This window comes from Streptomyces lincolnensis (assembly GCF_001685355.1).
In the GTDB taxonomy this organism is placed as follows: Bacteria; Actinomycetota; Actinomycetes; order Streptomycetales; family Streptomycetaceae; genus Streptomyces; species Streptomyces lincolnensis.
Genome location: NZ_CP016438.1, coordinates 7,225,222 through 7,240,629, shown reverse-complemented (window position 1 = coordinate 7,240,629; position 15,408 = coordinate 7,225,222). Strand labels below are relative to the sequence as shown.

The 15,408-nt window shown below is 71.8% G+C and carries 16 protein-coding genes; 9 read left to right on the top strand and 7 right to left on the bottom strand.

The genetic code is table 11. The features are described 5' to 3' along the window. Window positions 1–118 precede the first annotated feature (118 nt). The gene (locus SLINC_RS32355) at window positions 119–1,186 is read left to right on the top strand and encodes an adenosine deaminase (RefSeq protein ID WP_067440555.1); all 1,068 of its coding nucleotides are present in this window, start codon (window positions 119–121) and stop codon (window positions 1,184–1,186) included. Between the two features lie 33 nt (window positions 1,187–1,219). Then, window positions 1,220–1,906, top strand: a complete 687-nt coding sequence (locus SLINC_RS32350) for a glycerophosphodiester phosphodiesterase (RefSeq protein ID WP_067440552.1) — start codon at window positions 1,220–1,222, stop codon at window positions 1,904–1,906. Between the two features lie 19 nt (window positions 1,907–1,925). On the opposite strand, the gene SLINC_RS32345 is transcribed toward SLINC_RS32350, so the two are convergent. Then, window positions 1,926–3,602, bottom strand: coding sequence for an RNA polymerase sigma factor (locus SLINC_RS32345; protein ID WP_067440549.1), 1,677 nt, complete (start codon window positions 3,600–3,602; stop codon window positions 1,926–1,928). Window positions 3,603–3,903: 301 nt separating this feature from the next. On the opposite strand from SLINC_RS32345, the gene SLINC_RS32340 reads away from it, so the two are divergent. Beyond that, window positions 3,904–5,070, top strand: a complete 1,167-nt coding sequence (locus SLINC_RS32340) for a serine hydrolase domain-containing protein (protein WP_067440546.1) — start codon at window positions 3,904–3,906, stop codon at window positions 5,068–5,070. Window positions 5,071–5,079: 9 nt separating this feature from the next. Here the strand turns inward: SLINC_RS32340 and SLINC_RS32335 are convergent, their stop codons facing one another. From SLINC_RS32335 to SLINC_RS32310, 6 genes are all read right to left on the bottom strand, one after another. Next, the gene (locus tag SLINC_RS32335) at window positions 5,080–5,604 is read right to left on the bottom strand and encodes a hypothetical protein (protein ID WP_067440543.1); all 525 of its coding nucleotides are present in this window, start codon (window positions 5,602–5,604) and stop codon (window positions 5,080–5,082) included. Between the two features lie 41 nt (window positions 5,605–5,645). Then, window positions 5,646–6,113, bottom strand: a complete 468-nt coding sequence (locus SLINC_RS32330; protein WP_079164841.1) for a hypothetical protein — start codon at window positions 6,111–6,113, stop codon at window positions 5,646–5,648. Then, a complete protein-coding gene (locus SLINC_RS32325) occupies window positions 6,097–6,591 on the bottom strand; it encodes an RNA polymerase sigma factor (RefSeq protein ID WP_067440537.1) in 495 nt (164 codons plus the stop codon). The genes SLINC_RS32330 and SLINC_RS32325 overlap by 17 nt, the downstream gene beginning before the upstream one ends. After that, on the bottom strand, window positions 6,588–7,271 hold the full coding sequence (locus SLINC_RS32320) for a class F sortase (protein ID WP_067440534.1): 684 nt from the start codon (window positions 7,269–7,271) through the stop codon (window positions 6,588–6,590). Before SLINC_RS32320 ends, SLINC_RS32325 begins: the two co-directional genes overlap by 4 nt. Beyond that, a complete protein-coding gene (locus SLINC_RS32315; RefSeq protein WP_067440531.1) occupies window positions 7,268–7,657 on the bottom strand; it encodes a Tat pathway signal sequence domain protein in 390 nt (129 codons plus the stop codon). Before SLINC_RS32315 ends, SLINC_RS32320 begins: the two co-directional genes overlap by 4 nt. A 127-nt stretch (window positions 7,658–7,784) precedes the next feature. After that, a complete protein-coding gene (locus SLINC_RS32310; RefSeq protein ID WP_067440528.1) occupies window positions 7,785–9,224 on the bottom strand; it encodes a gamma-aminobutyraldehyde dehydrogenase in 1,440 nt (479 codons plus the stop codon). A gap of 170 nt (window positions 9,225–9,394) precedes the next feature. On the opposite strand from SLINC_RS32310, the gene SLINC_RS32305 reads away from it, so the two are divergent. The 6 genes from SLINC_RS32305 to SLINC_RS32280 all read left to right on the top strand — a co-directional run bounded on the left by SLINC_RS32305 (window position 9,395) and on the right by SLINC_RS32280 (window position 15,266). After that, entirely contained in the window at window positions 9,395–9,919 is a 525-nt protein-coding gene (locus SLINC_RS32305; protein ID WP_067440525.1) for an Lrp/AsnC family transcriptional regulator, read from the top strand. Window positions 9,920–9,938: 19 nt separating this feature from the next. Then, the gene (locus SLINC_RS32300) at window positions 9,939–11,303 is read left to right on the top strand and encodes an aspartate aminotransferase family protein (RefSeq protein WP_067440522.1); all 1,365 of its coding nucleotides are present in this window, start codon (window positions 9,939–9,941) and stop codon (window positions 11,301–11,303) included. A gap of 191 nt (window positions 11,304–11,494) precedes the next feature. Then, complete coding sequence (locus tag SLINC_RS32295) at window positions 11,495–12,235, top strand: ABC transporter ATP-binding protein (protein ID WP_067440519.1); 741 nt, start codon at window positions 11,495–11,497, stop codon at window positions 12,233–12,235. After that, entirely contained in the window at window positions 12,217–13,599 is a 1,383-nt protein-coding gene (locus SLINC_RS32290; protein ID WP_067440516.1) for a hypothetical protein, read from the top strand. Before SLINC_RS32295 ends, SLINC_RS32290 begins: the two co-directional genes overlap by 19 nt. Window positions 13,600–13,694: 95 nt before the next feature. Continuing rightward, window positions 13,695–14,117 (top strand): VOC family protein, encoded by a 423-nt coding sequence (locus SLINC_RS32285; protein WP_067440513.1) that lies wholly within the window; start codon window positions 13,695–13,697, stop codon window positions 14,115–14,117. 27 nt (window positions 14,118–14,144) lie between these two features. After that, window positions 14,145–15,266, top strand: coding sequence for an LOG family protein (locus SLINC_RS32280; protein WP_067440510.1), 1,122 nt, complete (start codon window positions 14,145–14,147; stop codon window positions 15,264–15,266). The last annotated feature ends 142 nt before the right edge of the window (window positions 15,267–15,408 follow it).

Here is a 15,408-nt window from a genome sequence, read left to right as displayed (position 1 = left end):
CCGCGGAAAACGCGGCGGCCCCTCCGGCTCCCTCGTCCTACGATGGGCCCGCATCGATCAGCCGATCACCGCGCCGCACCCCATCGTGTGCCCGGCGCCCTGCCCCGGGGAGGCCCCCATGACCGACCACCTCGACGTGCTCGTCGACCCCGCCCCACTCGATCTGCACGCCTTCATCGCGTCGCTGCCCAAAGCCGAACTGCATGTGCACCACGTGGGATCCGCCTCCCCGCGCATCGTCGCCGAACTGGCCGCCCGGCACCCCGACACCAAGGTGCCCACCGACCCCGAGGCCCTGGTCGACTTCTTCACCTTCACGGACTTCGCCCGCTTCATCGACGTGTACCTGTCCGTGGTCGACCTGATCCGCACGCCGGAGGACGTACGGCTGCTGACGTACGAGGTGGCCCGGGACCTGGCCCGGCAGCAGGTGCGCTACGCCGAGCTGACCATCACGCCGTTCTCCTCGACCCGGCGCGGGATCGACGAGCGGGCGTTCATGGACGCGATCGAGGACGCCCGCAAGGCGGCCGAGGCCGAGTTCGGGACCGTGCTGCGCTGGTGCTTCGACATCCCCGGCGAGGCGGGTCTGGAGTCGGCCGAGGAGACGGTGCGGCTCGCCACCGACGAGCGGCTGCGCCCGGAGGGGCTGGTCTCCTTCGGCCTCGGCGGGCCCGAGATCGGCGTGCCCCGGCCGCAGTTCAAGCCGTACTTCGACCGGGCCATCGCCGCGGGGCTCAGGTCGGTGCCGCACGCCGGTGAGACCACCGGGCCGCAGACGGTGTGGGACGCCCTGACCCACCTGCGGGCCGAGCGCATCGGGCACGGCACCAGCTCCGCCCAGGACGACAGGCTGCTCGCCCATCTCGCCGAGCACCGGATCGCGTTGGAGGTGTGCCCGACCTCCAACATCGCCACCCGCGCGGTGCGCACCCTCGACGAGCACCCGATCAAGGAGTTCGTGAAGGCCGGAGTGCTGGTCACCGTCAACTCCGACGACCCGCCGATGTTCGGCACCGACCTCAACAACGAGTACGCGGTGGCCGCCCGGCTGTTGGAACTCGACGAGCGGGGGGTGGCGGAGCTGGCGAAGAACGCGGTCGACGCCTCCTTCCTCGACGAGGCCGGCAAGTCCCGGATCCGGGACGAGATCGACACGTACACCGCGGCCTGGCTCGCCCCCTGACCGCGCTCACCCGGCCACCAGCACAATGGGCGCATGCAGAAGCTGACCGCCGTGGCGCACCGCGGCGACCCCTACCGCGTCCGTGAGAACACGATCGACTCGCTGCGTTCCGCGCTCGAACGGGGCGCGGACGCGGTCGAGATCGACGTACGGCTCACCCGGGACGGCGTGCCCGTCCTGTTGCACGACGACACGCTGAAGCGGTTGTGGGAGCACGACCGGCCGTTGCTGTCGCTGTCGTCGGACGAGGTGCGCGGGCTCACGGACGGCCGGGTGCCGACCCTGGCGGAGGCGCTGAAGGCGACCGACGGCGGCCGGGTGATGCTGGACCTGCCGGGGACGCCCGATGTGCGGGCGGCCCAGCGGGTGGTGGACGTGGTGCGGGAGTGCCGGGCGGACGACCGCGTGTACTACTGCGCGGGCGCCCCGGCCATGCTCGCCGTGCGCAGGGCGGACGCGGCCGCCGAGATCGCCCTGACCTGGACCAGCCTGGCCCCGCCCCGGCCGGCCCTGCTGGCGGCGGTCCGCCCGCGCTGGCTCAACTACCGTTTCCCCTTGGTCGATCGCGCCCTCGCCGAACGCGTCCACACCGACGGCTACCTTCTCTCCGTCTGGACCCCCGACACCCGCCGCTCCATGCGCCGCCTCGTCGACATGGGCGTCGACTCGATCACGACGAACCGCATCGACACCCTGTGCGCCCTGCGCGACGAGGGCTGAGAGACGGCTGAGAGACCGGCTACACGCGGGAGTCCCGGGGAACCGTCGCCGGGTCGGCCGGGGTCGCGCGGGTGACGTACTGCGGCACCGGGGTGTCGTCCTCGCCGGTGTCGCGGACGAGGCCGTAGCGCTTCGCGCCCTCGGGGGGTCCGGTCCCGATGTCCTCCCGCGCCCTGTCCCAGGTCGTCGGGAAGACGCTCAGCCCGTAGTCGGCGCCGCGCTCGTTCACGGTGAGGGTGACCGCGCCGTCGACGTAGAAGTACTCGTTCTGCCACATCTGCTGGGTGCCGGGCGGCGGGACGGCGTAGCCGACGGTCGCGCTGCCCATGCCGGTGGCGGAGGGGTCGGTGGCGCTGACGGGGTCGTCCATACGGCGGCCGCCGCCCGAGGCCACGTGGAAGAGCCGGCCCTTGAGGCCGGTCCAGGTCGGCATGACGAGGGAGCCGGCACGGTACTGCGGGGATATCTGCCAGCGGACGAGGACATAGCCCCGGCCGGTGAGCGTGACACCGTCCCCGCGGTGGTTCATCACGGCGTGCGCGCCGCCCGTGCTGGTGATGCCGGTCTCGGGCCGGTGCGGCAGGACCGCGGGCCTGGCGTCCGGGTCGGGTGCCCGGTCGACGGCGTCGACGACCGTGCCGTAGAGGTCGGCCTTCTTCGTCGGGGTCGCCGACGGGGAGGCCGAGGGCGTCGGGGCGGGGGCGGGGTCCGGCGGCGGGGCGGGGGCGGGCGTCGTCGCCGTGGGGGTGGCGGCGCGCGGGGGCGGGGCGTCCGGGGGCTGGGTGACGACGTAGGCGCCGCCCGCGACGATGGTGGCGCCCGCCGTCATGGCGACGGCCGGCTTGGTGAGCGCGCTCAGCACCTTGGCGGACCAGCCGACGGAGGTGCTCACGGCGGTGGCCGCCGCTGCGGTCTTGCCGCCGAGGGCCAGGGAGAGCGTGAAGCCCACCGGGATCGGGACGAGCGCGATCCCGACGAGCAGGCGCTCCGCCGGTACGACTCTCTCGCGGGTGCCGCCGCAGTAGCCGCAGCCGCGGATGTGCCGGGCCAGCCGCTTGCGCCAGACGGAGTCGGGCCGGCCGTTCCAGCGTCCGGTCATGTCGCGCAGGTCGGGGCAGGCGCCGTCCAGGGCGCGCACGATGCCGCGGGAGGTCTCCAGGCGTTCCTTCATCCGCTGCACGCGGACGGCGGCGTGCTGCCGGCTGATGCCGACGGCCGCGGCGAGTTCGCGCCGGGTGAGTTCGCCGGCGACCTCCAGCCACCACAGGGACAGCAGTTGCCGGTCCTCGTCGTCGAGCCAGCGCACCGCCTCCGTGACCTCGCGCCGCTGTCCCTCCAGCTGGAGCCTGAGGACGGTCAGCTCGGCGAAGTCCGCGGCCTGAGAGGGCTCCGGGTCGGCCAGCGGGGCGGGGGTCCGGCGGCGGGCCCGGTCCCGGATCTGGCGCATGGCGATCGCCACCAGCCAGGACCGGAAGCTGTCCGGGTCGCGCAGGGAGCCGAGGTTGTCGACGGCCCGGAGCATGGTCTCCTGGACGACGTCGTCGACGTCGGCGTGACCGTTCAGGGCCCGGCCGACGATGTTGTAGACCAGCGGCAGCCAGCCCTCGACCAGCTCGTCCAGCGCCCGCCGGTCGCCGGCCTGTGCGGCCGCGATGGTGTCGCGCCAGCTCCGGCCGGCCTCGGCGTACGTCCTCATGGCCGCACCCTCTCAGCCGGGGCCCCGCTGTTGGCAATGTCGGAGATCACACCTGCGGAGACGGTGTGAAGGACCGCGGGATAACAGTTTTTCCCGGACCCGGGGTGCCCCTAGGGGGCCGCCCCTGACAACCCCCTTGCCCGGTACGGAGGTTGCTCGGGGTCGAGCCAGGGCGGGTGCCCTCCTCAGTGAGGATCCGCGGGGCGGCGGACGGCCGAAGAATGATCACGAACGCCTTCACCGATCCTGCCGACCATCGTTCCTGCCGATCACCGATCCTGCCGACCATCGGAGCCGCCGCGTGCACACCCGCCGCCGCACGACCGTCCTCGCCGCCTCCCTCGTCCTCGCCCTGGGTGCGGTCCCGCTGGCCGCCCCGGCCTTCGCCTCGCCGGCACCGGCCCAGACATCCGTCTCCGCGAAGGGCACGAAGACGGGTCCGGACACCGCGGCCCTGGAGACGGCTCTCAAGAACCTCCCGGACAAGGACGGGACCTTCGCCCTCGTCCGGGTCGGCGGCACGGACGGCGGATGGCGCGGCAGCGCGGGCGCGCACGATCTGGCGAGCGGCCGTGCGGCGGACCCGGACGCCCGTTTCCGTGCCGGTTCGACGACGAAGGTGGTGACGGCGGCCGTCGTCCTCCAGCTCGCCGCTCAGGGAGCGGTGAACCTGAACGCGCCCGTCCAGCGCTATCTCCCGGGCCTGTTCCCCCGTACGTTCGAGCCGATCACCGTACGGCAGCTACTGAACCACACCAGCGGCATCCAGCCCGGTGACGGTCTCGGGGACACCTTCGAGGAGGTGTACGCGCACCGCTTCGACACCCTGCCGCCCCGGAAGGTCGTGGCGTCGGCGATGGCGAAGGGCCCGGAGTTCCGTCCGGGCCGCGAGCAGCACTACCTGAACATCAACTACACGGTCCTCGGCCTGCTGATCGAGAAGGTGACCGGGCACTCGTACGCCTCGGAGGCCACCCGCCGGGTGCTGCGCCCGGCCGGAATGCGGGACACGTACTTCCCCGGCACCGACCCGGCGATCCACGGCCCGCACAACCGCGGCTACCAAGCCGTGAAGCGGGCGGACGGCTCGACGGAGTTCCTGGACGTCACCGAGTGGAACCAGGCGGACCGCTGGGCGGCCGGCGACATGATCTCCACCACCGCCGACCTGGAGCGGCTGGTGCACCACCTGTTCCGCGGCGATCTGGTCCCCCGTCCGCAGCTGAAGGAGATGTTCACCGTCCCGTCGCGGATCAAGGGCGCCACCATGAGCGCCGGCCTCCAGCGCTTCGCGTTCGAGGGCCGCGTCTACTGGCTCAAGTCCGGCGCCCGGTACGGCTACGGCACGGTCGTCGCCGCGACCCGCGACCTCTCCCGCACGCTGGTCGTCTCCGTCGGCGCGACGGACGCGAAGAGCGAGGGCATGAACCCGGTCACCGAGCGGATAGCCCGGGCGGCCCTGAAGTAGCGGCCTCGCTCAGGCGGCGAACGCCGGCCGGAGGTTCGGGGCCGTCAGGGCCTCCAGCCGCTTGATCTTCTTGCGTACGGCATACAGGGGGATCACCCCGACCACGCCGAACGACATGTCGATCACGCTCCACCAGAAGGGAATCTGGCGTATCGGTCCGCAGACCAGCGCGAGCGGCACGATCCCGGCGCAGGCGATCATCCCGAACTCGATCACCCAGATGTTGCGGACCGGGTCGCGGTAGGGGCCGTAGAAGGCGACGGCGATGACGAGGTGGGCGAAGGCCAGCCAGTCCGTGCCGTAGAGCACGAAGGGGTACTCGGCGTCGACCGTGTCGAGTCCCTCGCGGACGTGCTCGATCCACCGCATGAGCGCGGGGAGGTGCTCGGGCACGGACAGGGCCCTGAGCAGATCCTCGGTCCAGCGCAGTTCGTGGACCAGGGGGAAGGCCGTGGCACCGCTCAGCACCAGGCAGACGACGAACACGGCCAACCACGCGCGGATGCCCTTGAGCAGGGCGGCTCTGTCGCTCATGGCGGCAGCGTACGCCCGCAGTTGAACATGTTCAAAAAAAACTAGGGTCCGTCGCTCGGCGAGGACTGGATGGTCGGAACGGCCGACGGCGCGCCGGTGGGAGCGGTGGTGGGCGTCGGGACAGTGCCCGACACGTCCTCGCCGGGGTCGAGGCCCGAGCTGGGATCGGAGGGCATGGGAGTGGCCGTGGAAGAGGGCGAGGGCGCGGGTGTGGCCGGCAGGGTGGGCGCCTGCGAGGGGCTGCCGCTCACCGGCGGGGCGAGCGGGACCGTCGGCCTCACGGGCACGTCGGACGAGGCCGTCCGCAGCGGCAGCGCGACGAGGGCGGCGACCGCGCACGCCCCGCCCACCCCGACCGCCGCACGCACGAGCCGGCGCCGGGCGGCACGGCGGCGGATCGCCTCGTACCGGCCCGCGGGCGGGCCCAGGTAGTCGGAGGAGGGCCGCAGGATGACGGCGAGGGGGTCGTCGGGCTCGAACTCCGGGCTCTCGTCAGAGTGTGTGATCAAGGCTTCTCCCCAGATGGGCACGGAGCAGTTCACGGGCCGCGTGCAGATCGGCCTTGACGGTTCCTTCCTTCCGCCCGGTCAGCGCGGACACCTCCCGGATCGGCATGTCAGCGTAGTAGTGCAGCAGGATCGGGATCCGCAGCCGTTCCGGAAGCGACTGCACGAGCAACCGCACCGAGGGATCGGACGGCTCGGCGTGCGGACGTACGGAGGCCTCGACGGTCACCCGGTGCACCGCTCGCCGTTCACGCTCCAGCTTGCGCCAGTGATCGCGGACCAGGTTGGCCGCGGTGACGTAGAGGAAGCCCCGCGGCTCCGTCACCGCGGTCCAGCGGCCCCAGAGCCGGGTGAAGGCCTCCGAGGCGATCTCGTGCGCCGTCTCGTCGTCGTCGACCAGCCGACGGCACCAGCCGGCGAGGCGCGGATAGAGGGCGGCGAACAGCTCGGACGCCGCCGCCCTCTCACGGGACCGTTTCACCGTTCTCCCGCGGAACTCGTCGCCGAGGTCGACACGGCGAACACGATCACGTTGTCGCGGTAGCCGTCCTCGGCAAGGGGCCCGCCGCACGTGATGAGACGCAACTCCGGCCGGTTCACGTTCCCGTACACGTCCTCGGCGGGAAAGTCCGCCTTGGCGACGGTCCGTACGTCGGTGACGGCGAACTCGGCCGTCGTGCCGTTCTCCAGGCGCGCCTCGATCCGTTCCCCCCGGCGCAGCCGGTCCAGGTGCCGGAACACCCCGTCCCCGTACTTCCCGACGGTGACATGGCCGAGGATCACCGACGGACCGGTCTGCCCGGGCGTCGGCGAGTGCTCGTACCAGCCGGCCCGGTCGTCCGCGGTGATCGGCGGCACCCGCACACTCCCGTCCGGGGCCAGCCCCAGCCGCATCACCGGGGTGTCGACCCCGATCGCCGGGATCCGCAGCCCGACGGGAACGGAACGCCCCCGCGCCTGCGGCGACTTGACGGAGGCGCCCGGGTCCGCCGACGACGGCGTGCCGGTGGGGCGTTCGTCCGTCGCCCGCGTGCCCGCCGAGCCGCCGGCCGCGGTCGGGCCTCCCGACCCGCCGCAGCTCACCAGCAGGGCGGCCGTCGCCACGGCGACGACGCAGATCCCGGGGCGGCGGACCGCGGCCCGCCTGGAGGGCGAGGTCATGCCCCGGCCGCCCTCCGGCGCCGTACGACATAGAAGGCCGCGCCGCCCACCGCGCACGCCGCGGCGGCGCCCCCGCCGATCAGACCGCCGTTGCCCCCGGACCCGTTCGCCTCGGACGCGGCACCGGTGTCGGGCGCGCCGCTCGGCACGACGGACACCTGATCGCCCGGGGACGGGGCGAGGGTCGGCTCGGTGCTCGGGGCGTCGGTCGGCGCCTCCGACGGCGCCTTGGTGGGCTCCGGGACCGCGGACGGTTCCGCGGAGGCGCTCGGGGTGGTGGCGGGAACCGGGGTCGGGGTCGACGCCCCGTCGGCGAACGCGGGCCCTGTGCCCACCAGTACGGCGGTCCCCGCAAGTGCCAAGACGCTCAGCACGGTTCGGCGCATGAATCGTTCCCTCTCGTCGGTCCGTCCGCCCACCGGGTCGGCGGGCGGGTCACAGATCGACGGGAGAGACGAGGCGGACACAGGGTGGGTTGTAAAGAGATGGCAAAGCCCGGCGAAGGGCGGTGCCTCACGCGTCCAGCGACGTCATCACGTGCTTGATCCGCGTGTAGTCGTCGAAGCCGTACGCCGACAGGTCCTTGCCGTACCCGGACTTCTTGAACCCGCCGTGCGGCATCTCCGCGACCAGCGGGATGTGCGTGTTGATCCACACGCATCCGAAGTCCAGCTTCTTGGACATCCGCATGGCGCGCCCGTGGTCCTTGGTCCAGACGGAGGACGCCAACGCGTAGTCGACGCCGTTGGCCCACTCCACCGCCTGCTCCTCGTCCGTGAAGGACTGGACCGTGATGACCGGCCCGAAGACCTCGTTCTGGATGATCTCGTCGTCCTGCTTCAGCCCGGACACGACGGTGGGCGCGTAGAAGTACCCCTTCTCACCGACCTGGTGACCGCCGGCCTCGACCTTGGCGTGCGCGGGCAGCCGCTCGATGAACCCGGAGACCTGCTTCAGCTGGTTGGGGTTGTTCAGCGGCCCGTACAGCACGTCCTCGTCGTCCGGCTGCCCGGTCTTCGTGTCGGCGGCGGCCTTGGCCAGCGCGGCCACGAACTCGTCGTGGATCGACGACTGCACCAGCACCCGCGTGGCCGCCGTGCAGTCCTGCCCGGCGTTGAAGTACCCCGCGACGGAGATGTCCTCGACGGCCTTGGCGATGTCGGTGTCCTCGAACACCACCACCGGAGCCTTGCCGCCGAGTTCCAGGTGGACCCGCTTCAGGTCCCTGGACGCGGACTCGGCGACCGACATGCCCGCCCGCACCGACCCGGTGATGGAGGCCATCGCCGGCGTCGGGTGCTCGACCATCAGCCGGCCGGTGTCCCGGTCACCGGTGATGACGTTGAAGACGCCCTTCGGCAGGATCCCGCCGATGATCTCCGCGATCAGCACCGTCGACGCCGGCGTCGTGTCCGACGGCTTCAGCACCACCGTGTTGCCCGCCGCGAGCGCCGGCGCGAACTTCCACACGGCCATCATCATGGGGTAGTTCCACGGCGCGACCTGCGCGCAGACGCCGACGGGCTCACGCCGCACGATCGAGGTGAGGCCCTCCATGTACTCGCCCGCGGAGCGCCCCTCCAGCATCCGGGCCGCGCCCGCGAAGAAGCGGATCTGGTCGACCATCGGCGGGATCTCCTCGGACCGCGTGAGCCCGATCGGCTTGCCCGTGTTCTCCACCTCGGCCGCGATGAGCTCCTCGGCGCGCTCCTCGAACGCGTCGGCGATCTTCAGCAGGGCCTTCTGGCGCTCGGCGGGAGTCGTGTCGCGCCAGCCGGGGAAGGCGGCGGCAGCGGCGGCCATCGCCGCGTCCACGTCCGCCTGCCCGGACAGCGGCGCGGTCGCGTACGCCTCGCCCGTCACGGGGTTGACCACGTCCGTGGTCCGTCCGTCGGCGGCGTCCCGGAACTCACCGTTGATGTGGTTGCGCAGACGACGCAGCTCGGTGCTCACTGCCGGCCTCCTGTGTCAGGTCGAGGTGTCCATTGACTGAGACACCCACCCTAATCCGGTGCTCCACGTTTTCAACACCCCTGATCCCGCCATAGCTGCGAAATCCGCAGGTCTCGGTCTCGTGAACAACGAATTTCATCGATACAGCCTTGCGGAAGTGTCGAGACGTCGTGCACAGTGACGTCGTGGCCAGTCGAAGCGCAGACCCCAGGGACGCACGGGAGATCCGCGCGTCCAGTCACGGCACTCCTCACCTGGACGCCGTCTCCCTCGCCATCATCGAGCAGCTCCAGGAGGACGGCCGCCGGCCGTACGCCGCGATCGGCAAGGCCGTCGGCCTCTCCGAGGCGGCCGTGCGCCAGCGCGTCCAGAAGCTGCTCGACCAGGGCGTGATGCAGATCGTCGCCGTCACGGACCCGCTCACCGTGGGCTTCCGCCGCCAGGCGATGGTCGGCATCCATGTCGAGGGCGACGTCGAGCCCATGGCGGACGCGCTGAGCGCCATGTCCGAATGCGAGTACGTGGTGATGACCGCGGGCTCCTTCGACCTGATGGTGGAGATCGTCTGCGAGGACGACGACCACCTCCTGGACGTCATCAACGGACGCATCCGGGCCATCCCCGGAGTGCGCTCGACCGAGAGCTTCGTCTATCTGAAGCTCAAGAAGCAGACCTACATGTGGGGCACCCGATAACCGTGAGGACCCGATAACCGTGAGCTCCAAGGACCTCAGCCGCACCGCGTACGACCACCTGTGGATGCACTTCACCCGCATGTCCTCGTACGAGAACTCCCCGGTCCCGACGATCGTCCGGGGCGAGGGCACCTACATCTACGACGACAAGGGCAAGCGCTACCTCGACGGTCTCGCGGGCCTGTTCGTGGTCCAGGCCGGACACGGCCGCACGGAGCTCGCCGAGGCCGCCTTCAAGCAGGCCCAGGACCTGGCGTTCTTCCCGGTGTGGTCCTACGCCCACCCCAAGGCCGTGGAGCTCGCGGAGCGCCTCGCGCACCACGCGCCGGGCGACCTGAACAAGGTCTTCTTCACCACCGGCGGCGGCGAGGCGGTCGAGACCGCCTGGAAGCTCGCCAAGCAGTACTTCAAGCTGACCGGCAAGCCCACCAAGCACAAGGTCATCTCGCGCGCGGTCGCCTACCACGGCACCCCGCAGGGCGCCCTGTCCATCACCGGCCTGCCCGCCCTGAAGGCCCCCTTCGAGCCGCTGGTGCCGGGCGCCCACAAGGTCCCGAACACCAACATCTACCGGGCGCCCCTCTTCGGCGACGACCCCGAGGCCTTCGGCCGCTGGGCCGCCGACCAGATCGAGCAGCAGATCCTCATGGAGGGCGCGGACACGGTCGCCGCGGTCTTCCTGGAGCCGGTGCAGAACGCGGGCGGCTGCTTCCCGCCCCCGCCCGGCTACTTCCGGCGGGTCCGCGAGATCTGCGACCAGTACGACGTGCTGCTCGTCTCGGACGAGGTCATCTGCGCCTTCGGCCGCCTCGGCACTCTGTTCGCCTGCGACAAGTTCGACTACGTCCCGGACATGATCACCTGCGCCAAGGGCATGACCTCGGGCTACTCCCCGATCGGCGCCTGCATCATCTCCGACCGCCTCGCCGAGCCGTTCTACAAGGAGGACAACGTCTTCCTGCACGGCTACACCTTCGGCGGCCACCCGGTCTCCGCCGCGGTCGGCCTCGCCAACCTCGACCTCTTCGAGCGCGAGAACCTCAACCAGCACGTCCTCGACAACGAGGGCGCCTTCCGCGCCACCCTGGAGAAACTGCACGACCTGCCGATCGTCGGCGACGTCCGCGGCAACGGCTTCTTCTACGGCATCGAGCTCGTGAAGGACAAGGTGACGAAGGAGTCCTTCGACGAGGAGGAGACCGAGCGGGTCCTGTACGGCTTCCTGTCGAAGGCGCTGTACGACAACGGCCTGTACTGCCGCGCCGACGACCGCGGCGACCCGGTCGTCCAGCTCGCCCCGCCGCTGATCTCCAACCAGGAGACCTTCGACGAGATCGAGCAGATCCTGCGCGCGACGCTGACGGAGGCGTGGACGAAGCTCTAGCCCCCGGCGGTTCAGCCGACCGCACGGCCCGGGGTGCGCCCGTCCGAGTGACAGGGAAGCACCCCGGGCCGCGTGCTGTCCGGCCTCACCGCCCCGGCTCCCTAGCGTGCCTGGTAACCGATCGGCCCTGCTTTCGTTCCCCCGCACGGGGGATTGCAAGGCACAACGGAACCAGAACGAGGTGTACGCCCATGGAGGCTCCGCCGGACAACGACGTGCTCTGGGCACGGTCCCTGCACTTCACCCACCGCGACGGCTCACCCGGCATCGCCGGGGTCTCGCTCGGCGTCCGCGAGGGCGAGATCCTGGCCGTGGGCGGCCCGCGCGGCAGCGGCAAGACGGCACTGCTGCGGTGCCTGTCCGGCCTGGTCCCGGCGCAGCGCGGCGAGGTCTGGTTCAACAGCGTGCCCCTGCACACCCTGGGCCCGATGGCCCGCGAACGGGTGCGCCGCGACCGCTTCGGCTGGATCGACCCGGCGCCGGTGCTGGTCCCCGAGCTGAACGTCTGGGAGAACGCGGCCCTGCCCCTGATGCTGCGCGGCGTCGGCCGCCGCCGCGCCAAGACCGCCGCGCTGGAGTGGCTGGAGCGCCTCGACATCGGTGACAAGACCCGCAAACGCCCGCACGAACTGCGCCAGTCCGAACGCCAGCGCGTCTGCATCGCGCGCGCCCTGGCCCCCGCCCCCACGGTCCTGTTCGCCGACGAGCCGACGGCCCCGCTGCACCGCGCCGACCGCGGCCACGTCCTGCGCACCCTCACCACGGCGGCCCGCTCGCACGGCATCACGGTCGTCCTCGCCACCCACGACGCCGATACGGCCGCCCTGGCGGACCGCACGCTCTCGCTGCTGGACGGCCGACGGGTGAACACGGTCCATCTCCCCCCGGTCGCCGAGACGGAAGGCCGGGCCACGTGCTCGCTCTCCGTCTGACCCGCGGGGCCCACCCGGCCGTACAGCTCCGCCGGCTCCTGGTGGCCGCGGCCTCGGCGGGCACGGGCTTCCTCCTGCTGTGCACCCTCGGCTACGCCATGAGCAACCCGGACGCCGGCTCCGGGTCCCTCCTCCGCCTCGCCTGGTGCGCCACCCCGCTCGCCGCGACGGTCTACTTCGCGGTCGCCGTCGCCCGCACCGACCCGGCCACCAGCCCCCGCACCGGCCTCTCCGCGATCGGTCTCGGACCGGCCCGCCTGATGGCCGTCTCGGCCACCACCACGGCTCTCGCCTGCACCCTCGGCTCCATGCTCGCCCTGCTCTTCTTCCTCCATCTCCGGGGCGACCTCACGGGCATGCCCTTCGACGGAGCGGCGGCGGAGTTCCTGGCCGCGGACTCGCCCCTGCCGTTGCCGGCCGCACTGACCCTGCTGTCCCTGACCCCGGTGATCGCGTCCCTGTCGGTGGCCCTGACCCTGCGTCCCCGGGACGACCGCCCCACCCCACCGGGCACCCGCACCTTCGGCCGCTTCGGGGCGTACGGCAGCGGAAAGGCACGCGAAACCTTCGGCGCGTACGGACGGTTCGGCGCCCGTCTGCGGGCCACGGCCCGCCCGGGGAAGGACGGTCCGGGGAAGGACGGTCCGGGGAAGGACGGCCCCCCGCAAGCGCGGGCGAGCGAACCCCACCCCCCGGCGCAGACCGAGGGTCAAGCAAGCCCCGTCCTGCCCCCCGACACCCTCCCCGCGCCCCCCGCAGATCCTCCGAAGGGTCTCCCCTGGGGCATCGCCGTACTCGCCGCGGGCCTGGCCGTGGAGGCCTACGCCACCCGCTCCGGAGGCACCCCCACCACCCCCCTCCCCGGCGGCCTGGCGGGCGGTGCCCCCTCCGTGCTCATCGGCTGGCTCCTCACCGCCACCGGCCTGGCGCTGGCCGGGCCCGGCCTCACCCACCTGTGCGGCCGGCTCCTCCAGACCGCCCGCCCCGGCGCCCTGCGCCTCCTCGCGGGCCGCGTCCTGATGACGGAGTCGACCCGTATCGGCCGCCCCCTGGGCGTCGTCTGCGCGGTGGCATCGGGCGCGTACGCCATGACGGCCCTCGACGGCCCGGACGGCGCGGAGTTCGGCCCCCTGACCACCCTCGGCCTGCTCCTGGTCGTCGGCTGCACCCTCGCGACGCTCCTGACCGCCGCGGTGGAGGCCAAGCACGCCCGCGCCGACACCACCGAGGCCCTGCTGCGGCTCGGTGCCCCCGCCACGATGCTGCGCGGCGCCGCCGCCGTCCGCGCCGGCGCGCTGCTGGCCCTGTTCGGCCCCCTCACCCTGGTCGTGGCCGAACTGGCTGCACTCCCTCTGACCTCCTGAGCACCCGTCCGAAAAGAACCTCGGTACGACCGATGAGTTCTGCCGGGGTGACCCGTCTACCCACCGAACAGCACGCACCCCGACGGGAGAGACCGATGACCGCGACGTACCAGAAGATGATCTTCGTCAGCCTGCCCGTGACCGACCTCGAAGCCTCCAAGAAGTTCTACGCGGCCCTCGGCTTCGCGCCGAACGCGCAGTACAGCGACGAGAACACGGCCACCTTCCAGATCACGGACGCCATCGTCGCGATGCTGCACACCCGGCAGCGCTACTCGGAGTTCACGAAGAAGGAGATCTCCGATGCCACGAAGACCAGTCAGATGATGCTGGGCCTGAGCGCGGAGACCCGGGGAGAGGTCGACGACGTGGTCGAGAAGGCGTTCGCGGCGGGCGCGACTCCCGCGGCCGAGACCCAGGACCACGGCTTCATGTACAACCGCTCCTTCGACGACCTCGACGGCCACACCTGGGAGGTCGTCTGGATGGATCCCGCGGCGGAGCAGGCCCAGGGCTGACCCCGCATGCGCGCATAGCATGGGCGGGTGCAGACGAGCCCCGCCCATGCGGCCCACCACGACGACCGTGAGATCGAGACGCTTGAGGAGTTCGACGCGACCGTCTCGTCCCGCGGCACCCTCACCGGATTCCGCGTCCAGGCCGTCGATCTGACCGACCGGACACGGGAGTTGCTCGCCACCGACACCGCCGGCGCCGTGTTCCTCGGCTGCCCGATGCGGGAGAACGCGGCGGCGAAGATCCGCGCGGACGGCGCCCTGGTCTTCCCGCCCGTCCCAGAGCTCCCCTTCGACCCGTACCGCGGTCTCCTCTACACACCGGGCGAGTTGTTCACCGGCCTCGACAAGGGCTACGAGGAGACACCGGACGCCCTCGCCTACGCCTGGTTCCGACGGACCAGGGCCGACGGCGACATCTACGCGTCGATGCTGCGCTCCGTCCACGACGACTCCGTCTCCGACGCGCTCGACGAACTCCTGCGCGGCGCCCGGGTGGTGGGCGTGATGGGCGGTCACGCGATGGCCCGCGGCACGCGGCAGTACGCCGGCGCCGCGCGTCTGGGCCGGGAGCTGGCCCGCGCCGGGTTCACGGTGGCCACGGGCGGCGGCCCGGGCGCGATGGAGGCCGCGAACCTCGGCGCGTACGCGGCCCCGTTCGAGGACGCCATGCTGGACGAGGCCTGTGAACTCCTCGCCAAGGCGCCGTCGTTCACGCCCTCGATCACGGAGTGGGCGCGGGCCGCCTTCGAGGTCCGCGGCCGCTGGCCCCGGGGCGGCGGATCGGTCGGCATCCCGACCTGGTTCTACGGCCACGAGCCGCCGAACGCCTTCGCCTCGCACATCGCCAAGTACTTCGCCAACGCCACCCGCGAGGACGGCCTGTTGGCCCGCTCCACCGCGGGTGTGGTGTTCCTGCCGGGCGCCGCCGGCACCGTACAGGAGATCTTCGACAACGCGACGCCGAACTACTACGAGTCGCGGGGTGAGCCCACGCCGATGGTCCTGGTCGACCGTGTCCACTGGACGGAGAAGCTGCCGACGTGGCCGCTCCTGCGGGCGCTGGCGCGGGAACGGTCGATGGAGGCCCGCATCGCCCTGGTCGACCGGATCGAGGAGGCTCCCGAGGCGTTGAAACGCCTCGGAGGTTAATAAGAGAGCAAAGCAACCGCTCCCAGGCCGCTTCCACGTTGACAGTACTTATGTGGCACTTATAGACCTGTGAATCTCCTGGGGTGTTGGTGTCCCATCAACGCCCCACCCACCCCCCGCAGTTGCGCAACTCGTAAAGGAC